18 protein-coding genes are annotated in these 18,120 nt (G+C 63.6%); 12 read left to right on the forward strand and 6 right to left on the reverse strand.

Translation table 11 applies throughout. The annotated features are described in order from the left end of the window. The first annotated feature begins 82 nt into the window (after window positions 1-82). Window positions 83-2,503, forward strand: a complete 2,421-nt coding sequence (locus IRI77_RS31025; RefSeq protein WP_228486410.1) for an ABC transporter permease — start codon at window positions 83-85, stop codon at window positions 2,501-2,503. Window positions 2,504-2,509: 6 nt separating this feature from the next. Here IRI77_RS31025 and IRI77_RS31030 read toward each other — a convergent pair whose 3' ends face one another. After that, window positions 2,510-3,007: a hypothetical protein gene (locus IRI77_RS31030; RefSeq protein ID WP_194448832.1), complete on the reverse strand. Its 498-nt coding sequence runs from the start codon at window positions 3,005-3,007 to the stop codon at window positions 2,510-2,512. 25 nt (window positions 3,008-3,032) lie between these two features. Here IRI77_RS31030 and IRI77_RS31035 point away from each other — a divergent pair, with 25 nt between their 5' ends. From IRI77_RS31035 to IRI77_RS31050, 4 genes are all read left to right on the forward strand, one after another. Continuing rightward, window positions 3,033-5,003 (forward strand): molybdopterin-containing oxidoreductase family protein, encoded by a 1,971-nt coding sequence (locus tag IRI77_RS31035; RefSeq protein ID WP_194448833.1) that lies wholly within the window; start codon window positions 3,033-3,035, stop codon window positions 5,001-5,003. Continuing rightward, complete coding sequence (locus IRI77_RS31040) at window positions 4,991-5,515, forward strand: hypothetical protein (protein WP_194448834.1); 525 nt, start codon at window positions 4,991-4,993, stop codon at window positions 5,513-5,515. The genes IRI77_RS31035 and IRI77_RS31040 overlap by 13 nt, the downstream gene beginning before the upstream one ends. Further along, window positions 5,512-7,356 carry a hypothetical protein gene (locus IRI77_RS31045; RefSeq protein WP_194448835.1) on the forward strand — a complete coding sequence of 615 codons (1,845 nt, stop codon included), beginning with the start codon at window positions 5,512-5,514 and terminating at the stop codon, window positions 7,354-7,356. Before IRI77_RS31040 ends, IRI77_RS31045 begins: the two co-directional genes overlap by 4 nt. Before the next feature lie 525 nt (window positions 7,357-7,881). After that, complete coding sequence (locus tag IRI77_RS31050; RefSeq protein WP_194448836.1) at window positions 7,882-8,259, forward strand: TraR/DksA family transcriptional regulator; 378 nt, start codon at window positions 7,882-7,884, stop codon at window positions 8,257-8,259. Between the two features lie 76 nt (window positions 8,260-8,335). On the opposite strand, the gene pgeF is transcribed toward IRI77_RS31050, so the two are convergent. Next, a complete protein-coding gene (gene pgeF / locus IRI77_RS31055) occupies window positions 8,336-9,001 on the reverse strand; it encodes a peptidoglycan editing factor PgeF (RefSeq protein WP_194448837.1) in 666 nt (221 codons plus the stop codon). Further along, a complete protein-coding gene (locus IRI77_RS31060) occupies window positions 8,998-9,558 on the reverse strand; it encodes an NADH-quinone oxidoreductase subunit B (RefSeq protein ID WP_194448838.1) in 561 nt (186 codons plus the stop codon). Before IRI77_RS31060 ends, pgeF begins: the two co-directional genes overlap by 4 nt. A 221-nt stretch (window positions 9,559-9,779) precedes the next feature. Between IRI77_RS31060 and IRI77_RS31065 the strand changes: the two genes are divergently transcribed. From IRI77_RS31065 to IRI77_RS31080, 4 genes are all read left to right on the forward strand, one after another. Next, the gene (locus IRI77_RS31065; RefSeq protein WP_194448839.1) at window positions 9,780-10,325 is read left to right on the forward strand and encodes a sigma-70 family RNA polymerase sigma factor; all 546 of its coding nucleotides are present in this window, start codon (window positions 9,780-9,782) and stop codon (window positions 10,323-10,325) included. Then, window positions 10,322-10,897 (forward strand): cupin domain-containing protein, encoded by a 576-nt coding sequence (locus IRI77_RS31070; RefSeq protein ID WP_194448840.1) that lies wholly within the window; start codon window positions 10,322-10,324, stop codon window positions 10,895-10,897. Before IRI77_RS31065 ends, IRI77_RS31070 begins: the two co-directional genes overlap by 4 nt. 116 nt (window positions 10,898-11,013) lie before the next feature. Beyond that, window positions 11,014-11,865 (forward strand): PEP-CTERM sorting domain-containing protein, encoded by an 852-nt coding sequence (locus IRI77_RS31075; protein WP_194448841.1) that lies wholly within the window; start codon window positions 11,014-11,016, stop codon window positions 11,863-11,865. A gap of 55 nt (window positions 11,866-11,920) precedes the next feature. Further along, window positions 11,921-12,709, forward strand: coding sequence for a GNAT family N-acetyltransferase (locus IRI77_RS31080; RefSeq protein WP_194448842.1), 789 nt, complete (start codon window positions 11,921-11,923; stop codon window positions 12,707-12,709). A 100-nt stretch (window positions 12,710-12,809) separates the two neighbouring features. Here the strand turns inward: IRI77_RS31080 and IRI77_RS31085 are convergent, their stop codons facing one another. Continuing rightward, the gene (locus IRI77_RS31085; protein WP_194448843.1) at window positions 12,810-13,055 is read right to left on the reverse strand and encodes a type II toxin-antitoxin system RelE family toxin; all 246 of its coding nucleotides are present in this window, start codon (window positions 13,053-13,055) and stop codon (window positions 12,810-12,812) included. Further along, a complete protein-coding gene (locus IRI77_RS31090; protein ID WP_194448844.1) occupies window positions 13,055-13,315 on the reverse strand; it encodes an AbrB/MazE/SpoVT family DNA-binding domain-containing protein in 261 nt (86 codons plus the stop codon). The genes IRI77_RS31085 and IRI77_RS31090 overlap by 1 nt, the downstream gene beginning before the upstream one ends. 165 nt (window positions 13,316-13,480) lie before the next feature. Between IRI77_RS31090 and IRI77_RS31095 the strand changes: the two genes are divergently transcribed. After that, window positions 13,481-14,467 (forward strand): hypothetical protein, encoded by a 987-nt coding sequence (locus IRI77_RS31095; protein ID WP_194448845.1) that lies wholly within the window; start codon window positions 13,481-13,483, stop codon window positions 14,465-14,467. Window positions 14,468-14,473: 6 nt separating this feature from the next. Here IRI77_RS31095 and IRI77_RS31100 read toward each other — a convergent pair whose 3' ends face one another. Then, the gene (locus IRI77_RS31100; protein ID WP_194448846.1) at window positions 14,474-15,259 is read right to left on the reverse strand and encodes a 6-phosphogluconolactonase; all 786 of its coding nucleotides are present in this window, start codon (window positions 15,257-15,259) and stop codon (window positions 14,474-14,476) included. 297 nt (window positions 15,260-15,556) lie between these two features. Here IRI77_RS31100 and IRI77_RS31105 point away from each other — a divergent pair, with 297 nt between their 5' ends. Both IRI77_RS31105 and IRI77_RS31110 read left to right on the forward strand, forming a co-directional pair. After that, complete coding sequence (locus tag IRI77_RS31105; protein ID WP_194448847.1) at window positions 15,557-16,723, forward strand: substrate-binding domain-containing protein; 1,167 nt, start codon at window positions 15,557-15,559, stop codon at window positions 16,721-16,723. Between the two features lie 107 nt (window positions 16,724-16,830). After that, on the forward strand, window positions 16,831-18,105 hold the full coding sequence (locus IRI77_RS31110) for an MFS transporter (protein ID WP_228486860.1): 1,275 nt from the start codon (window positions 16,831-16,833) through the stop codon (window positions 18,103-18,105). The last annotated feature ends 15 nt before the right edge of the window (window positions 18,106-18,120 follow it).

The raw sequence follows: 18,120 nt of genomic DNA on the forward strand, positions 1-18,120 counted from the left end.
GATCGAGTTTACGTTCCCTGCCGGGGGGCGGCGGTAGACTGGATGGCACGGAGGGACTGCCCTGAGGAACGGCTCTGGACTCTTGGAAACCATCTGGCAGGATGCGCGGCACTGCTGGCGGACCATGCGGCGCGCGCCCGGCTTCACCGCCACGGCCGTGCTTACTCTCGCCCTGGCCATCGGCGGAAATACCGCCGTGTTCACCATCATCCGGGCCGTGCTTCTCAACCCACTCCAATACAGCGATTCCGATCAACTCGTGCAGATGGGCAACGGTACGCCCTCGCGCTTTTTCGAGATGCGGGCGGCCTCCCAGTCGTTCACTGATCTGGGTGCGTATACGCGGCAGGAGGCGGTCACGCTGGCCACTGGATCCGAGCCGGAGGTGCTGAAAGGCATCCGGGTCTCCGAGAGTTTCCTGCGGATCCTCAAAGTCGAACCGCTGCTGGGCCGGGGTTTCCGACTAGAGGAAGATGCCGCGGGCGGCGTGCCGGTGGCGATGATTAGCTCCGAGTTGTGGCAGCGGCGCTTCGGCGGGGATCCTCAGATTGTTGGGAAGACGGTCACCCTCTCAGCCACGCCTTGCGTGATCGCGGGTGTCCTGCCGCCGCGCTTTCAGTTCCCGATGCCCGGCTTGGATGTGTGGATGACGGCGCCTTCCGAGTGGCCGCTCATGCCCTTGAAGTCGCGGACGCTCAGCCCGTTCCTGACGCTCTTCGGCCGGCTCAAGCCCGGCGTTACCCTGGACAGCGCAAACGAGGAATTGAAGGGGCTGCGGCACCAGTACGCGATGGCCCATCCGGCCATGCTGGACGCGAAGTCGAGATCTCCGCGGGAACTCACTCCGATAAAGGAGGAGCTGGTGGGCAGCGTCCGCACCATGTTGTGGATGCTGTTTGGCGCCGTCGGGTTCGTTCTGCTGATTGCGTGCGCGAATGTGGCCAGCCTGCTGCTGGCGCGGGCGACGGCGCGGACGCGGGAGTTCGCGGTGCGAGCCGCGCTGGGGGCGGGCCGCGGGCGGCTGATGGGGCAGTTGCTGGTGGAAAGCGTGGTGCTTTCGGTGCTGGGCGGCTTGCTCGGGTTGGGGCTCGCCGTGGTGTTGCTGCGCCTGATTCCCGCCATGACCAGCTTTGAATTGCCCCGCACGGCCGAGATCCGCATCGATTGGATCGTGCTGGCGTTCGCCGCCGGTTTGTCGCTTCTGACGGGCATCCTGTTTGGCCTGGCCCCTTCTTTGGGCGCATCGCGGCCGGATCTGATTCATGTGCTGAGGGCCAGCGGTCCGGCCGTCCAGGCGGGTCACGGGCGGAGTTGGTTTGGGGTGAATCTGCGCGGACTGCTGCCGGTGGGGCAGGTGGCCCTGTCAGTGGTGCTGCTGATCGGCGCGGCGCTGCTGCTGGAGAGTGTCATGAATCTGCGCGGCGTCAACGTCGGGTTCAATGCGTCAAACCTGCTCACCATGCGGGTCTCGCTGCCGGCGTCGCGCTATGACACGAGCCTCAAGCAATCCCAGTTTTTCCAGGAGCTGATCACTCAGGTGGGTGCGCTGCCGGGTGTGCGCGGGGCGACGGCCGGGATGTCGATTCCCATGACCGGTTTCGCCGGCAGTCCAGTCCAGGATGCGTCCCAGGCTCCACTGAAGTTGAATGAGCGGCCCATCGCGAAGCTGATGCCGGTGACTCCGGGGTACTTCCAGACGTTCCAGATCCCGTTGCTGCGCGGGCGGGCGTTTACCCAGCGGGATACCGAAGAGGCGCAGCGGGTGACGGTGATCGATGAAAGCCTGGCCCGGCGGTTCTGGCCCGGGTACCCGGAGCGGCAGGATCCCATCGGCCAACGGCTGCTGATCGGCGGCGTGAATCCGAAGCCGGCCGAGGTGATTGGGATCGTGGCGAACGTGCACCAGTCGCTGGAGAACGACATGTGGCCTGAGACCATGTATGTTGCGTTCGCGCAGAATGCCCAGCCGTTCGCGATGGTGGCCGTGCGGACGGCCGGGGATCCGATGACGTTTGCGAATGCCGTGCGCGAACGGGTGCGGGCGGTGGATCGCGATCAGCCGGTGGCGGAGGTGCGGTCGATGGACGATCTGGTGGAAGAGCAGGTCGGGCAGCGCAGGTTGCTCGTGCTGCTGCTGGGGGCCTTCGCGGTGGTCGCGCTGCTGCTGGCGGTGATCGGCATCTACGGTATGGTGGCCTACTCGGCCGCGCAGCGCACGCAGGAGGTGGGCATCCGGCGGGCCCTCGGGGCGCAGCAGGCGGATATCCTGCGACTGGTGGTGGGGCATGGCTTCGCCCTGGCTGTTACGGGCATTGCTCTCGGACTGGCGGGCGCTTACGGGCTGACTCGCGTGATGAAGACGGTGCTGTTCGGGGTGAGCCCCACGGATCCTCTCACCTTCGGGGGGATCGCGGCCGTGTTTCTGGTGGTCGCCCTCGGGGCCAGCTATGTTCCGGCCCGGCGCGCGGCCCGGGTGGATCCGATGACAGCCCTCCGAGTGTGAGCTGGTTCAGTATTTGTCCACCAGGTCCAGGGTCACGCGCGTCATCCGGCCCTTGGCAGTCAGGAAGCTGAGCGTATCTTCCCTGACGGAACAGGCCGTAGCCTCGACAGTCTCGCCATCCTTGAACCGCACGGTGCACCTGGCCTGGACCGGCGTGGCGTCGAGTCCTCGCTTCGGCGGAGGCAGCGCCCCATCCGGAAAGACCGTCGACTGCGGCATCGGCTTCTCCTGGACAAAATCCCTGTTGACGATCAGCGCCGGCCTCTCTCTCACGGGCTCCACCGGAGAGGGCGCCGCTTCATGCGGAGCATCGTAGCCCGTACCCCACCCGCCTCCATATGGCCGCCAGAAGTGGGAGCCCGGCCGGTACACTCGCGGAGCGACCCGGGGCGGTCCTCCGCCCCTGACTCCGGAACCGCCCGGAGCCCCCACGAACGCCGGCCTGCGCGCCTGTCCCATCGCATATGCCGCCAACAGGCAAATCAACACTGTCGCGTTCCGCATTCCGCTAGCCTCTATAATCAATATAGTGAAAGACGTCCGGCACTCGACCTGCGCTCTCGACTGCCCCGATGCCTGCTCGATTCTGGTCACCATCGACCAGGGGCGCGCGACGCACCTTCGCGGCAATCCAAACCATTCCGTCACCCAGGGCTTCCTGTGTGGCAAAGTAGCCCGCTATCTGGACCGCCAATACCATCCGGACCGGCTCCAATACCCACTGCGCCGCACCGGCCCCAAAGGCCAGGGCCAGTTCACGCGCATCTCCTGGGACGAGGCGCTGGATGAAATCGTTACCAACTTAAAAGCCTTAGCGGCCCAGTACGGCCCCGAGTCCATCCTGCCCTACAGCTACGCCGGCACTATGGGCTACCTGCAGGGCGGCTCCATGGACCGCCGCTTCTTCCATCGCCTCGGTGCCTCCCGGCTCGACCGCACCATCTGCGCCTCCGCCGGAGCCGCCGGCTTCATGGAGGCCTATGGCATCCGCCTGGGGACTCCGCCCCAGCAGTTCGCTGAATCGAAATACATCATCGCCTGGGGCGCGAACATCCTCACGACCAACGTCCACCTCTGGCCGTTCATCGTCGAGGCCCGCCGCCGCGGAGCCAAACTCGTCGTCATCGATCCCGTCGTCACCAAGGTGGCCTCGCTCGCCGACTGGCATCTCATGCCCTATCCCGGCAGCGACCTCGCCCTCGCCCTGGGCCTGATGCACGTCCTCTTCCGCGACGGCCTCGACCGCTATCCGGGCGATACCGCCTCCCTCCGCCGGCGAGCGGCCGAATTCCCGCCCGAACGCGTCGCCGAACTCACCGGCATCCCGGCCGATCAGATCGAAACCCTGGCCCGCGAGTACGCCACCACCCGGCCCGCTGCCATCCGCCTCAACTACGGAGTCCAGCGCAGCGAGCGCGGCGGCAAGGCCGTCCGGGCCATCTCCCTCCTGCCCGCCCTTTGCGGCTACTGGGACGAACGCGGCGGCGGCCTCCAGCTCACCACCTCCGGAGCCTTCGACATCAACCGGGAAGCCCTCGAGCGCCCCGATCTCGGTCCCCCCGCCCGCACCTTGAATATGTCCGTCCTCGGCAAGGCTCTCACGGAGGTCAACGATCCACCCGTGAAAGCGCTGATCGTTTACAACTCCAACCCAGGAGCCATCGCCCCCAATCAGGCGCTCGTCCGCCAGGGGCTGAGCCGCGAAGACCTGTTCACCGTCGTCCTCGATCACTTCCAGACCGATACCGCCGACTACGCCGACATCGTCCTGCCCGCCACGACGTTCCTGGAACACACCGATCTCTACATGGCTTACGGTCATTACGACCTCCAACTTGCCCGGCCGGCCGTCGAGCCGCCCGGCGAAGCCCGCCCCAACGTCGAGATCTTCCGGGCGCTGGCCCAGCGCATGGGCTTCACTGACCCCTGCTTTGCCGACTCAAGTGACGAAATGATTCGGCAATTGCTGAACTCCGGCAGCCCCCGGCTCCAGGGCATCACCCTGGAACGCCTGGAGCAGGAGCACGCCGTCCCCCTGAATATGCCCGACCTCCCCATGGCCGGCCGGCCCGTCGACATGGATGCCGCCACCCTCGACTACACGCCGCCCCGCGAAAGCCGCCTCGGCCGGGAGCACCCCTTCCCGTTGGAATTGGTCAGCTCGAAGAACCACGACAGCCTCAACTCGACCTTTGGGCTTCATGCGGCCACCGACGCCCAGACCGCCGTCCTCCAGCTCCATCCCGAGGACGCCGCCGCTCGCGGCATCAGCGACGGCGAGGAGGTCGAAGTCTTCAACCATCGCGGCAAGGTCCGGCTCAAGGCCAAGGTCGGCGCCACCGTCCGGCCCGGAGTCGTCCGGGCGCCCTCGGTCCGCTGGGCCCGCCAGGCCCCCGACGGCTTTAACGTGAATGTCCTCATCTCCGACCGTTTGACCGACATCGGCGGCGGACCCTGTTTCTACAATTGTCTAGTGGAGGTACGGCGTTGCGGCGCATAGCTGTTCTTGTGCTGCTGGCAGGAGTTCTCGCAGCCGGGTGTAAGCGCAAGCATCACCCCAATCCCTCCGCCACCATAGAAGAAGAGTCCGAACTCGCCAGTTCCATCAGTGTGGCCGAGCCCCGCGATGCCTCCCAGCTCCTCAGCGGTTTCTACAACCTCGAGCAGAACGCTTGGCGCTGGAGCATGAAGAAGTTCGCCGTCACCCTCGCCCCGCCGCTCAACGGCGCGCTGCGAGGCGCGACCCTCGAGCTGCACTGCTCGCTGCCCGATGTCATCGCCGCCAAAATGCTCGGTGTCTCGGTCACTCCCACCGTCGGCAACGTGAAGCTCGCGCCTGTCCGCATCGACAAGGCCGGGGATCAGGTTCTGAAGTTCGACGTCCCCATTGAGCCGCTCAAGCAGGATGCCATCGTCGTCCAGTTTGAACTCGACAAGGCCATCGGCCCCGACTCGGCCGACTCGCGCGAACTCGGCCTCGTTGTCTCACATATTGGGTTTGTCTCAAAATGAGCCGCCTGAAGACCGGACTCTTCTGGGCTCTGCCCACGCTCTTCTTTGTCTGGGTGTATTGGTATGGGCTCCGCGCCTGGTTCCAGCAGGACGACTTCGCGTGGCTCGCCCAACGCAACGGCATTCACAACTGGCACGATTTCTTCGAGTCGCTATTCGTGCCCCGCGCCCAGGGCACCATCCGTCCCTGGAGCGAACGGCTCTTCTTCATCGTCTTCTTTGATCGGTTTGGCCTCGACCACCGCCCTTACCACCTGCTGGTGGCCTTCACCCAGATCGCCAACCTGTTCCTGCTGCAGTCCATCACCCTGCGCCTCAGCGGGTCCCGCATCGCCGCCCTCGTGGCTCCGGTCATCTGGGTGGCCAATGTCGGCCTGGCGACACCGGTCTCCTGGCTATCGTCCTACAACGAAGTGCTTTGCGCGTTCTTCCTGCTTCTCGCGTTCTGGCTGCTCATTCGTGGACACTTTGTCTGGCAGGTTGTCGTCTTCGTGCTTGGCTTCGGGGCTCTGGAATTAAACATCATCTATCCCGCGCTGGCCGCCGCCTGGTGCCTGCTGTACCAACGTGACCGCCTCAAGAGGACCATGTGGCTCTTTTCGGTCAGTGCCCTGTACGCTTTGATCCACTTTAAGGTCGCGTCCAATCCGAAGGTAGGGGTGTATGCCCAGCATTGGGACCTCGCCATCTTTGACACTTATATCCGGTACTGGGGGACCGCCCTGGCGGCCGGCGTCAACCCGGCCAGATTCCACCGGCTACCCGAATCGTTTTGGACGGTAAACGCGTGGCTACTTGCGGCAATTCTGACGGTATTTGGCATCTGGGTTTGGCGCCGCGGCGAGAAGCTGCCGGCGCTGGGTTTTCTCTGGTTTTCGGTCTCCATCGCTCCGGTGCTGTCGTTGCGCGATCACTTCACCGATTACTACTTGGCCATTCCTTCCATAGGGTTAGCGCTGATCTTCGGGTCGCTGGCGCACGCCGCGTGGCGCTCGAACCGCTGGCTGTGGAGGCTGGGCGCGGTCGGAGTGCTGGGCGCGCACCTCGCTTTTGCCCTGCCGATAAATCGTCAAATCACGATGTGGCGATATGAACGGGGTCACCGGGTGCGGGCGCTGGTCGAAGGCTTGGAACGCGCGCACCAGCTCCATCCCGACAAGGTGCTGTTTGTCCAAGGTGTGGACTCCGATTTGTTCTGGTCCGGGTATTATGACCAGCCGTATCACCTCTTCGGTGTCAGCGACGTGTACATCTTACCGGGTGGCATCCAACTCATAGAAGCGCACCCTGAATTGGGTGACCTAACCCAATTTGCCGCTTCGCCCGGCTTCACGGCCCGGGTTGTGTCGAAGGGACACGGCGCTGTGTACTCATATGAGGGTACGGTTCTGCGCAATATCACCCGACGGTACGCCAGGCAGATCCCGCCCGCGTGGCTGAACCTCCGGCCCAAGGAAGTGAACGTAGGCCTGCCCGACTTCCAGGGGGACCTGGGTGAGGGGTGGTATCCGAGCGATTTTCCCTGGCGTTGGATGGGCAAGTGGGCTGAAGTTCGAGTGGCGGGGCCCGAAAGGGCTAGTGAGAAGCTATACATCGCCGGCTACTGCCCGAAGGAGTACCTGAAGGCGCCATTGGTGCTGAGGCTCAAGGTCGATGGCATCCCTGTCGGGGAAGCCACCGTCACGTCTGCAAACGATTCATTCGAATACACTTTTGAGCTGCCGGCGGCCCTCGCCGGAAAGCCCGAAATGGTCGTCAGGATCGAAGCCAGCCGGACCGTGAAGCCTCCGGAAGACGGCCGGGAACTGGGCGTCGTCTTCGGCCGGATCGGCACCAGGTAAGCTCAACCTTCACGCTTCCGCATTAATTTTCGTCCTTTGTTGAGAGGAATGCGGAATTGCTGAAACATCTTGAAGGATATTGCGTCTGTACGAATACGCTCATAATGATTTCTGTTGCAACGGCCGATGAGGTGCAGTATGCTAGACCGCTCTAAACGCGGGTTGCTAGCGAGCGCCGGCCAGGAGCGCCCAGTCTGGAATCGGCTCCAGAGGTAGGCGCAAGAGACCGCCGGGCAAGTTGCGGCGGCAAGCAACAGGGAGCGGCGACCGAAGGGCTCGCACCTCGAGTTCCCCGGATTGACAATTGGCATCTGAATTGCTGGGATATGGTATCCTAGCAGGTTGGATTTTGTGATGAACGGCGACAGACCTAGTAGGAAGATGTTGCTAGGGATTGCTTATGTAAAGATTGTTGAGCAGTTCACGCTCACATCTTGAAACTTTTTGGAAAGTTCGCCGTCTAATTCGTTGTTAGCAGAGCCGAAGACGACATTGAGTTGGAAAGTGAAGACTGGGAGATAAGACATGACCAAGACGGAGCTCAACAAATACAAGCAGATCTTGGAGACCAAGCTCGCAGAGCTCTCGCAGGCCGTGCGTGACCGGGAAGGCATTGCAATCGAAAAAAGCCCGGACGCATTGGACGAAGTGCAGCACGCCGCGGAGCGTGAGCTAGCCATCCGAAACCTCGACCGTGAGTCGCATTTGCTGCGCAACGTGCGCGCCGCCCTTCGCCGCATCGACGAAGGCCACTATGGCGTTTGCCTGCATTGCGAAGAAGACATCAACCCTAAGCGTTTGAACGCAGTACCGTGGACGCCCTTCTGCATCGAGTGCCAGGAACTGGCCGACCGTGCGAAGGATGACAACACGGAAATGTTCGAAGAGTTGATGGTCGCCTAAAGACTCCACGCTCCGGTTCTGACAGGAGGGCGCGAGCCTGGGGCTCGCGCCCTTTTTGTCTCTATCTGGAGCAGGATCAGTGGTTTGGCAGGCGGCCGATGGCTGCGAACATGCGCTGGCCGAGCACGCGGTCGCGCCTCCAGGAGTAGAACTCTTCCCCCCCACAGCAAGTACAAGGGGGAGGTGTGTCTATTCGTTCCGGCGAAAGGCCTGCCTGCTGCAGATGCCGGCTGTTGGTCTCCCAAAGATCGATGGTCGTCCGGCGGTCGAGATCGTCCCTTTCTGAGAATATGTCTCGAAACAGGACAGCGACCTCCGGGCCGACTTCGAAGCAACAGGGACCGATGGACGGGCCGAGCGCGGCGCGCAAGTCTGACGGCCGGGTATCGTACTCGCTCGTCATGCGGGCGATGGCGGCGCCGGCGATATTGCCGAGGGATCCGCGCCAACCGGCGTGGACCGCGGCGACGACATGATTGACAGGATCCGCGAGGAGCAGCGGCACGCAGTCGGCGCTCTTGGCGGCGACGAAGAGCCCCGGCTCGTTCGTGATCAGCCCGTCCCCTTCCATCTCGGGCAGGCACTCTCCCGCCAGTTTCACGACGTTGGAGTGCACCTGTTTGAGGACCAGGTAGACGTGTGGAGGCGGTACGGCGGCTGTGCCGAAGGCGTGGGCGAGCCAGGTCTCTGACGAGAGCAGAGTCGAAATAAAATAGCCTTGGGGACCTCGGACGATACTCACGCGGCTGGGTGTTGAGTCTGCGCGACCATGACCTGCTTTTTGAAGTCCTCGAGCATGGTCTCTTCGAGGCGGATCTCGGTGGGCCTCTGAATGAGACTCATCTGGTCGATCTTGTCCTGAAGCTTCAGCAGGGCGTAGAACAGGTTCTCGGGCCGGGGCGGGCAGCCGCTGACGTAAACGTCGACGGGCACGATCTTGTCAACGCCCTGCAAGGTAGCGTAAGTGTTGAAAGGCCCGCCGACGCTGGAGCAAGCGCCCATGGAGATGACCCATTTCGGGTCAGGCATTTGATCGTAGATCCGTTTGAGCACCGGCGCCATTTTCAGCGTCACGGTGCCCGCCACGATCATGAGGTCCGACTGCCGGGGGCTGGGCCGAAAGACCTCGGCGCCGTAGCGCGCGATGTCGAATCGCGAAGCGGAACTGGCAATCATCTCAATAGCGCAGCAGGCGAGCCCGAACGTCAGCGGCCAGATCGACGATTTCCGCGCCCAATTGAACACGTAGTCGACCGAGGTGACCATGACGTTGCGCTCGTTCACGTTCTCCAGGTACATGCGATCTCCGTGTCCTTATTGTATCAGGACATGAAGGTCGGTAATTCACGCAATTTTACCTGGCCATAGGATGCCGCCATGCCTAAAGATCTTTCATGTGAAAATCTACTAATGCCGACATGGAGGAGCGAATGGATGAATCCGGTTTGCCGCCTGAGTCCGTAGTGCCTGATGTGAGTCCAGCATTCGCAGTAGGAACCAGTACAGGCCACGAACGGGAGTTGTTGTGGCGGGCATGGCTATCGCAGTCGGCCGCGGGGGACCGGGATGCCTTTGCGCGGTTATACGATGCCACCTCGGGCCTGGTCTATTCGTTGGTTCTGCGGATTCTGGGGAATCCGGCTGACGCCGAAGAGGTCACCCTGGATGTGTACGTGCAGGCCTGGCGGCATGCCGGGCGGTTCGATTCGGCGCGCGGCGGAGTGACGACCTGGCTGGCTACGATCGGGCGCAGCAGGGCTCTGGACCGGTATCGTTCGCACGGAGCCCGGCAGAAGCGGGAGGCTGGTCCGGTGCAGGAAGAGAGCATTTCGGAGGAGCCCTCGCCCGAGCGGCTGATGTCGATGAGTGAGGAGCGCCGAATCGTGGCGGACGCCATGAAGACCCTGCCGGCGGAGCAGCGGCAGGTCATCGAACTCGCCTATTTTCAAGGACTCTCGCAGAGCGAGATGGCGGAGAGGCTGGACTTGCCGCTCGGCACAGTAAAGACGCGGGTGCGTCTGGGCATGATGTGCCTGAGGGAGCATATTTTGGAGCAGAGAGGATGAACATGCCGCACTTGGAGTTGACGGAAGAGATTAGAGCGGCGGCGGCCCTGTACAGCCTGGGCGCGATGCCGGAAGAGGAAGCCCGCAGGTTCGAGCGGCATCTGGCGGAAGGCTGCGCTGTGTGCCGGGGTGAAGTGGACGCGTTCTCAGCGACTGCCGGAAGCCTGCCTCTCTCGCTGGAAGAGACGCCGCCGCCGCCGGGCCTGCGTTCCCGGCTGATGGACAAGATTGCGGCACCGGAGCCGGGCATGCATGTGATTCGGGAGGGTGAGGGGCGTTGGCGCCCCACTCCGTTTCGCGGAGTCACCAGCAAGACGCTCTATTTTGATCGCGAAACGGAGATGGCGACGAACCTCCTCCGGATGGAGCCTGGTGCAACTTACCCTGCGCATCACCACTCGGCCGTAGAGCAGTGCATGGTGCTGGAGGGCGATGTGCGCCTGGATGATGTCGTGATGAAGGCCGGCGACTACAGCAGGAACGATGCGGGCAGCGACCACAGGGAGATCTCAACGATCCACGGTTGCTTGCTGCTGCTGGTTTCGTCGATGAAGGATGAGTTGCTGGCCTGAGCGCTGGGGGCAGTCTTTCGACGGGTGACGGGGCGCAAGCTCTCATTTCCTGGATGAAGTTGTGCAGTTTGGTGATACGATCGAACGCGCACCTCGCGCCTTCTGGAGGAGGGTACATGAGGGTTCTGAGTATCATCGCGGCTTGCACGCTGAGTGCGGCAGGCCTCTCGGCGGCACCGATCAGTTACATCGATCTCTTTGGGAACCAGGTCTTTACACAGACAACCGACGGCTCCGCCAGCGCGGCCGGCGCTTACCTGGGGACGAATGTGTATCTGCAGAATGCCGGTGATTTCACCAGCGCCACGTTCACGCCGCCGGGCGGAATCGCCACTAACATGCCGGCGGGCAGCCCGACGACGTTCTACTATGGCTCCACGTTGTTTGCCGACCTGGCGACGATGGACGCCGCGTACGCGCCTGGCGTCTATGCCTATGACAGCGCAGGGCCTGGCGGGAATCCCGATGCTCCGTCGAATGTGACGGTGACGCGGCCGGCTAACGCTTATGGCACGGCAACGCCGTACCTCACCAATTTCAGTTCCCTGGTGAACATGAACCCCGCCGCGGGCCTGATGGTGAACTGGGACTCCTTCGCGGGCGCATTGAACCCCACGAACGATCCCAAGGCGCCCGATAGCCTCTCCTTCGTGTTCTTCACCGTTACCCGCAACTCGGACAGTGCGACCGTATTCGACGCCAGCTTCCTGCCCGGCACAACCACCTCGGCTTTCCTGGCGGCGAACACACTGGCCGGAAACACCGCCTACACCTTCAGCCTAGTTTTCTCCAATAGGATGATCGGCACCACGACCTCGGGCACGACAGACTTCGGGCCACTGTTTGGCTTCGATCTGAGGACGGGCGGCACCTTCACGACAGGCGACGCTGTTGCCACGCCGGAGCCGTACTCTCTGGGCCTGGTCTTCTCCGGGTTGGTGTTGATCGCTCTCCGCCGCAGGAAGTAGGGCGAGCCCGGCAACTCCGGTGGCGGGGGTGGTAAACTGCCCGGACGTGGAAGCGTTGAACCCCATTCAGATCATCGAAGCGGGGGCCGCGCGCAACCTGCTGGATTACGTGCAGGCGTTCCAGTTGTGGACGCCGAAGCCGGCGGCATCGGCGATGCCCTGCGCCGGCGGGCTGGCCGCGTACACGGGTCCGGATTCGCCATTGACGACGGTGAAGGGGGCGGGGCCGGAGATCCAGGAGAGCGAGATCGACGCGGCCGAACTGTTTTTCCGGCGGAACCACGCGCGCCAAGTCATTTTTGAATGTGCTCCGTGGCTCACCGAGGCCACGGTAGAGCGTTTGACGCGGCGCGGATACACGGTGGCCGGGACGGAGGTTGTCGTTGCCGCGGCCCTGCCCTGCGCCGTGGAAGCTACGGTCCATTCGCCTGTTGAACTGACACAGGACGACTGGGCGCGAGTGTTTACGGCGGCCTTTGCACTGCCGGCCGAGGGGATCTGGCCGCTGCTGGCTCGGATGGCCTGGCGACTGCCGGGCGCCGTGAACCTGGGTGTCGTGGACGCGGACGGCCAGGTGATGGGTTGCGCACAACTGGCGCCGGCGGGTGAGATCGCGGTATTGGGGAATGATGGCACGCTGCCGGCAGCGCGAGGCCAGGGCGTCCAGACGGCGCTGATCCGGGAACGGCTGCGGCGGGCCATGGCTAGCGAGATGCAGTGGGCAGTGGCGGAGGTCGCGGGAGGTAGTTCGTCGGAGAAGAACTATTTGCGGTGCGGGTTTGAGCGGGTGTACGTGAGGACGAGTTGGAAGAAGGAAGTGGACTCGGCTCAGCGGACGAAGTGATCCGGAAGGTATGCCTGATCCGCCTTGTCCTGGGGCTGCCATGTGCTGTCGAGCCGGGCCGATCCCGAAGATGATGCCGTACCGGTCAAAGCCGGAGCTTCTATTTCGGATGGGGAATGATGGTGAGAATCACACATATGTCCCCTTGAATGGTGAAGTAGAAGCGCCAGTTCCGATTGACTCTTGCCTGCCAGACATCCTCTGTTTCACTGTATTTTTTGGCATGTAGCGAGGGGTGCTGCAGGTTCTGCATGAGCAGCCCCAGTTGCTTCTGAAATGCTTTGCGCACCTCTTGCGGCGCCTTGGCGTAGTCGGTTGTGGCCTTTTGGGTGAAGCGGGCGAGCATTACCGGACGGACGACTTTCGGCCGGTTCGCCCATCGAGTGCGGAGATCGCCTCTTCAGCGGTTTCGTAGGGGCCGTGAACCCGGCCGGCTTTGAGATCCGCCAAGCCCTCCGCAATCTGGCGGTCAACCATGGATTTTGGCGTGAGGGTGATGACTCCTCCCTGTTCGAGGCTCACTTCGAGGAAGTCTCCCACGGCGAGGCCGGAGCGAGTGCGCAGTTCGGCGGGGAGAGTGACCTGAAACTTCTCCTTGATTCGCACAAGCGGCCGGAGCTTCTTTTGAGTCTGCATGGTTTGGAGTTGGAAAGTGTGAATTTCCAACTATAGGATGAACGGGATACCTGCCGGCGTCAAGGGTCGGGTGGAGAAGGCAGTCCGGCAGGTTAAGGCTCGTTTGGTTGCAATGCCCGGTCTGGGATGACCACAATGGGTACCGGCCCTGGCTTGGCCGGTATCATGGCTGGTCTTTTCGAAAATATTGAGATTCGCGTCCCGGAACGGCGTTTTCAGAGCTGGGCCGACTTCACTTCCGCCGCTCCCGAGTACTCCATCGGGCTGGAAGTGATGGACGACACGCCGGGCCACCAGGGGCACTACGCCCATTTCGATCATCACTGCGGGGTGATCCGCGAGGTGACGATGAGCGCCGCGATGCAGGTGTACATCGCCGTGCGGCAGGGCCGGATCATGGAACGCTGGCTGCGGCACAAGCAGCCGATTCCCGTTTACGTCTGGAATGCCGACCAGGATGTGTGCCTTTCGGCGTTTGTGCTGGAGTACCACTACATGCTGGAGCGCGTGGAAGGGACTCCACTGCTGCGCTGGATTGTCCAGTACAACAACAAGATCGACGTCTGCGGCGGGCTGTATCCGGTGCGGCTGGATGAACTGGTGAAGAATCATTTCACCTGGGTCTTCGAGCCGTATATGGAGCAGCGCAGCAGGGGCAAGGAACAGGGCGACGCGGAACTGGTGACGAAGACGATCCGGGCGGTGTGCGACCGGCTGCTGGCCCTGATCGAGGGACGGGCGGGCACTTCGCCGATCACGGCACGGCCAGACATCCTGTACCGCTCAGAGCATGATTTCGTGATCGCGGCCGAGAAGGGCGATCCTCATTCGCGGCTGGTACTGGCGGCGGAAGGGCACCGGAACCTGATCAGCCTGATCTGCCAACGGCCCAGCGGCCGGTATACGTATAGCGTGATCCGGGGTTCCCCCTACGATGAAGACACGTTCCCGGTGATCGAATTGATCAACGCGTTCCAGGCGGCGGAAGACCGGCAGGATGTGAAGATCTGGGGCGGGTCGAACCTGGCGGCGGGGTCGGACAGCGAACTGGGGTCCAGTTTGCACTGGACCCAGTTGCGGGATATTGCGGAACGTGTAGTTTCGGTGGCGGCGACGCGGTAGGCGCCTTTAGCTTCTCAGATTTAGTTTGGAGGCCGAGTCGGGGTCGAGGTACAGGTTCGCCTTGGTGTGCAGCCTGAGGAAGGACCCCGGACAGGCTGAGGAGATGGGCCCCTCCAGGGCGTTGCGCACCGCCTCGGCTTTGCGGAGATCCGGGACACAGCAGATGATGTGTTCGGCCGAGAGCAGCGTCGGGCACGTGAGTGTGAATCCGAATGACGGCACCGCTTCCAGGCCTGGAAAGTGGCCTTCCCCTACCTGCTGCCGGCGGCAGCGCTCATCCAGCGAAACAATGCGGACCGGTTGCGGGTCGTTCAGGTCGGCTTCGTGCGGGTCGTTGAAGCCAATGTGGCCGTTTTCTCCGAAGCCCAGGAACGAGATGTCGATAGGGGCCTCAGCAAGCAACGCCGCGTAGCGGGCGGCCTCGGTTTCCAGGTTGGCTGAATCGCCGGCCAGGTAGTGGACGATGCCGGGGCGGACGCGGCGGGCGACGCGTTCGCGGACCCAGCGGCGGAAGCTGGCGGAGTGGGAATCGGGGACGCCGATCCACTCGTCGACATGGAAGACTTCCACGGCGGACCAGTCGAGGCCGGGGGTGGCCGTCAGGGCGTCGATGACCTCGAATTGCGAATTGGCGGCGGAGAGGATGATGCGGGCGCGGCCGCGCTGGCGGATGGCGTCCTGGATGAGTTCGGCGCCGTCCCGGGCGGCTGCGGCTCCCAGTTGTGTTTTGTCGTCGTAGATCGTGACCTGGAGCGGGCCGACTTCGAAGGATTTGGCTTGTGTGGTTTGCATGACGGGGTGGTCCTCACGGGGACGAGATTGAGTCTGGCGGAGATGGGGGAGCCGGTACAGGGTTTTGTTTGTGGCTTCTGGTTGTTTCGCGACGTGAAACAACCAGCGGGCTGGATGCGGTTGCCGGGGGTTTCCTGGTGGTGGGGGACGTTCTCGCTCTGTCTACCTGGAGATTTCGTCGGGATCGGCGGCAGATTGCGTCTCGGGACAGAGGAAGAACGTCCCCGCCGGGTGGCGTTCCGTGGCTGATGTCCGGGTTTGCCACGTTCGGGACACGGCGGTATTCTGTTTCATATTGTGAAACAACTACTTGAGCAGGACGAGGTCGGGCGGTACTCCGTGCAGGCCGTGGTTCGAGCTTTCGCCCTGCTGCGTGCTTCGCGGTTTGAGGGGGAAGTGCTGCGATTGCGGGACCTGTGTTCGCGCACGGGTTTGCACAAGACCACCGCTTTCCGGTTATTGCAGACGCTGGAACAGGTGGGGGCGGTGGAACGCGTGGGGGCCGATCAGTATCGGTCGCTTGTCGCTCTGGCGGGCAAGAGCCGGTTGCGGATTGGGTTTGCGGGGAAGAGCGTGGAATCCGCGTTCTCGCGGGCGGTGGGGGAGAGTTTGCGCGCGGCGGCGGCTGCGCGTGGGCTGGATCTGGTGCTGCTGGATAATCGCGGCAGCGCCACGGCCGCGCTGCGGAATGCGGAACGGCTGGTACGAGAACAGGTGGATGTCGCCATCGAGTTTCAGGTACACGAGCGGGCGGCGGCGCGGATTGCGGCCAAGTTCATGGAGGCTGGTATCCCACTGATTGCGGTGGAGATTCCGCATCCGGGCGCGGTCTATCTCGGCGGCAACAACTTCGAAGCCGGGCGGCTGTGCGGGCTGACGCTGGGGCAACGGGCGAAGCAGGCGTGGCGCGGCGCGGTGGACCAGGTGCTGCTGCTGGAGATGGCGGCCGGGGGGCCGCTGCCGCATTCGAGCATGACGGGTTTCCAGAAGGGGCTGCGCGAGGTGCTGCCGGAGTTCGCGCAGGAGCGGTTCGTCCACCTGGATGGCAAGGGCGAGTTCGGGGTGAGCCTGGATGTGGTGCGGCGGCATCTGCGGCGCAACCGGCCGGGACGGTGCCTGGTGGGGGCGATCAACGATGCCAGCGCGCTGGGGGCGGTGCGCGCGTTTGAGGAGGCCGGGCTGGGGCGGGATTGTCTCGTGGCCGGCCAGAATGCGGAGCCGGAGGCCCGGGCGGAGCTGCGGCGGGCGGAGACGCGGCTGGTGGGGTCGGTGGGATTCTTCCCGGAACGCTACGGGCCGGAACTGGTGCGGATCGCCCTGGACCTGATCGAGAAGAGGGCTGTGCCGGGCGCCGTGTTTGTGAAGCATGCGATGATCACGGCTCAGAATGTGGATGCGTACTACCCGAACGACACACTGCTGGCGCCTTCGAGTCCGGCGGATCTGGTGATGCGGTCGCTGTAGGAGATGGCTTCTTTTTATGTTGATTTCTTTCCTTTGCTTATGTTAGTTGTTGAATCCATGACCCGAGCTGGTGTGGAGTTGCCGCGGGCCGGAGCGGCGCGTTGACGGTGCCTTCCGGCCTGCGGTGGCGCGTGGTGGGGCTGCTCTTCGCTTCCACCGTGATCAATTACCTGGACCGGCAGACGCTGTCGGTGCTGGCTCCGCACCTGAAGACCGAGTTCCATTGGACGAACAGCGACTTTGCCCTGCTGATCATTGCGTTCCGGGTGGCCTACACGGTGGGGCAGGCGGGGTGCGGGCGGATCCTGGACCGGCTGGGGACGCGGCGGGGGCTGACGGTGGCGGTGGCGTGGTATTCGGCGATCGCGATGGCTACGGCGCTGGTGACGGGGCTGAAGAGCTTCGCGGTGATGCGATTCCTGTTGGGACTTGGTGAATCGGCCAACTGGCCGGGGGCGACGAAGGCGGTGTCGGAGTGGTTCCCGCGCAAAGAGAAGGCGCTGGCGGTGGCGATCTTCGACAGCGGGTCGTCGATTGGGGCGGCGGTGGCTCCGGCGCTGGTGATTGGGCTGTATACGGCCTTCGGCGGCTGGCGGCCGGCGTTTCTGATCACGGGTGTGCTGGGGTTTGGGTGGCTGCTGGTGTGGAAGCGGTTCTACCAGCCTCCGGAGGAGCATCCGGGCATTGGGGCGGAAGAGCTCGAGATGCTGCGGGCGGATAAGAAGGCGAGCCAGGACGGAGAGGCTCAGGAGCAGGCGGTGTCGTGGCTGGGGTTGCTGAAGTACCGGCAGACCTGGGGTGCGATTGCGAGCCGGGCGCTGACGGATCCGGTGTGGTATCTGATTACGGACTGGTTCGCGTTGTACCTGGTGTGGCGCGGCTACCGGGTGGAAGAGAGCCTGATGGCGTTCTGGGTGCCGTTTCTGGCGGCGGATCTGGGGAACTACGCGGGTGGGGCGGTTTCGAGCTGGCTGGTGTATCGGGGCTGGCCGGTGGGCTGGGCCCGGAAGGCCGTAGTGATTCCCGGGGCGTTGGGCGTGCTGCTGCTGATTCCGGCGGCGTTCTCACCGAGCCTGACGGGGATTGCGCTGCTGTTCGGCGGGGCCACCTTCTCGTATGCGGCGTTTTCGACGATTGCGAACACGTTTCCGGCGGACTGCTTTGCCGACGGGGCGGTGGCTTCGGTAAGCGGGCTGGGCGGCGCGGCGGCGGGCGCTGGCACGATTCTGTCGACGTACGCGGTGGGGTCGATTGCGGACAAGGTGGGCTTCCGGCCGGCGTTGATCGGGGCGAGCCTGATTCCGCTGCTGGCAATGGTCCTGGTGCTGGCGCTGGTGCGGAATACGCGGGAGAGCGGCCAGGGCGTGATCCGGAGGATCTGAGCGGCCCGGTTTGGG

The organism is Paludibaculum fermentans (assembly GCF_015277775.1).
Lineage (GTDB): Bacteria > Acidobacteriota > Terriglobia > Bryobacterales > Bryobacteraceae > Paludibaculum > Paludibaculum fermentans.

Bases quoted from the DNA above. Each gene is read 5' to 3' on its own strand.
- IRI77_RS31030 (WP_194448832.1), bottom strand. From the start codon at position 3,007: ATGCGGAACGCGACAGTGTTGATTTGCCTGTTGGCGGCATATGCGATG.
- IRI77_RS31045 (WP_194448835.1), top strand. From the start codon at position 5,512: ATGAGCCGCCTGAAGACCGGACTCTTCTGGGCTCTGCCCACGCTCTTC.
- IRI77_RS31050 (WP_194448836.1), top strand. From the start codon at position 7,882: ATGACCAAGACGGAGCTCAACAAATACAAGCAGATCTTGGAGACCAAG.
- IRI77_RS31060 (WP_194448838.1), bottom strand. From the start codon at position 9,558: ATGTACCTGGAGAACGTGAACGAGCGCAACGTCATGGTCACCTCGGTC.
- IRI77_RS31070 (WP_194448840.1), top strand. From the start codon at position 10,322: ATGAACATGCCGCACTTGGAGTTGACGGAAGAGATTAGAGCGGCGGCG.
- IRI77_RS31075 (WP_194448841.1), top strand. From the start codon at position 11,014: ATGAGGGTTCTGAGTATCATCGCGGCTTGCACGCTGAGTGCGGCAGGC.
- IRI77_RS31085 (WP_194448843.1), bottom strand. From the start codon at position 13,055: ATGCTCGCCCGCTTCACCCAAAAGGCCACAACCGACTACGCCAAGGCG.
- IRI77_RS31095 (WP_194448845.1), top strand. From the start codon at position 13,481: ATGGGTACCGGCCCTGGCTTGGCCGGTATCATGGCTGGTCTTTTCGAA.
- IRI77_RS31100 (WP_194448846.1), bottom strand. From the start codon at position 15,259: ATGCAAACCACACAAGCCAAATCCTTCGAAGTCGGCCCGCTCCAGGTC.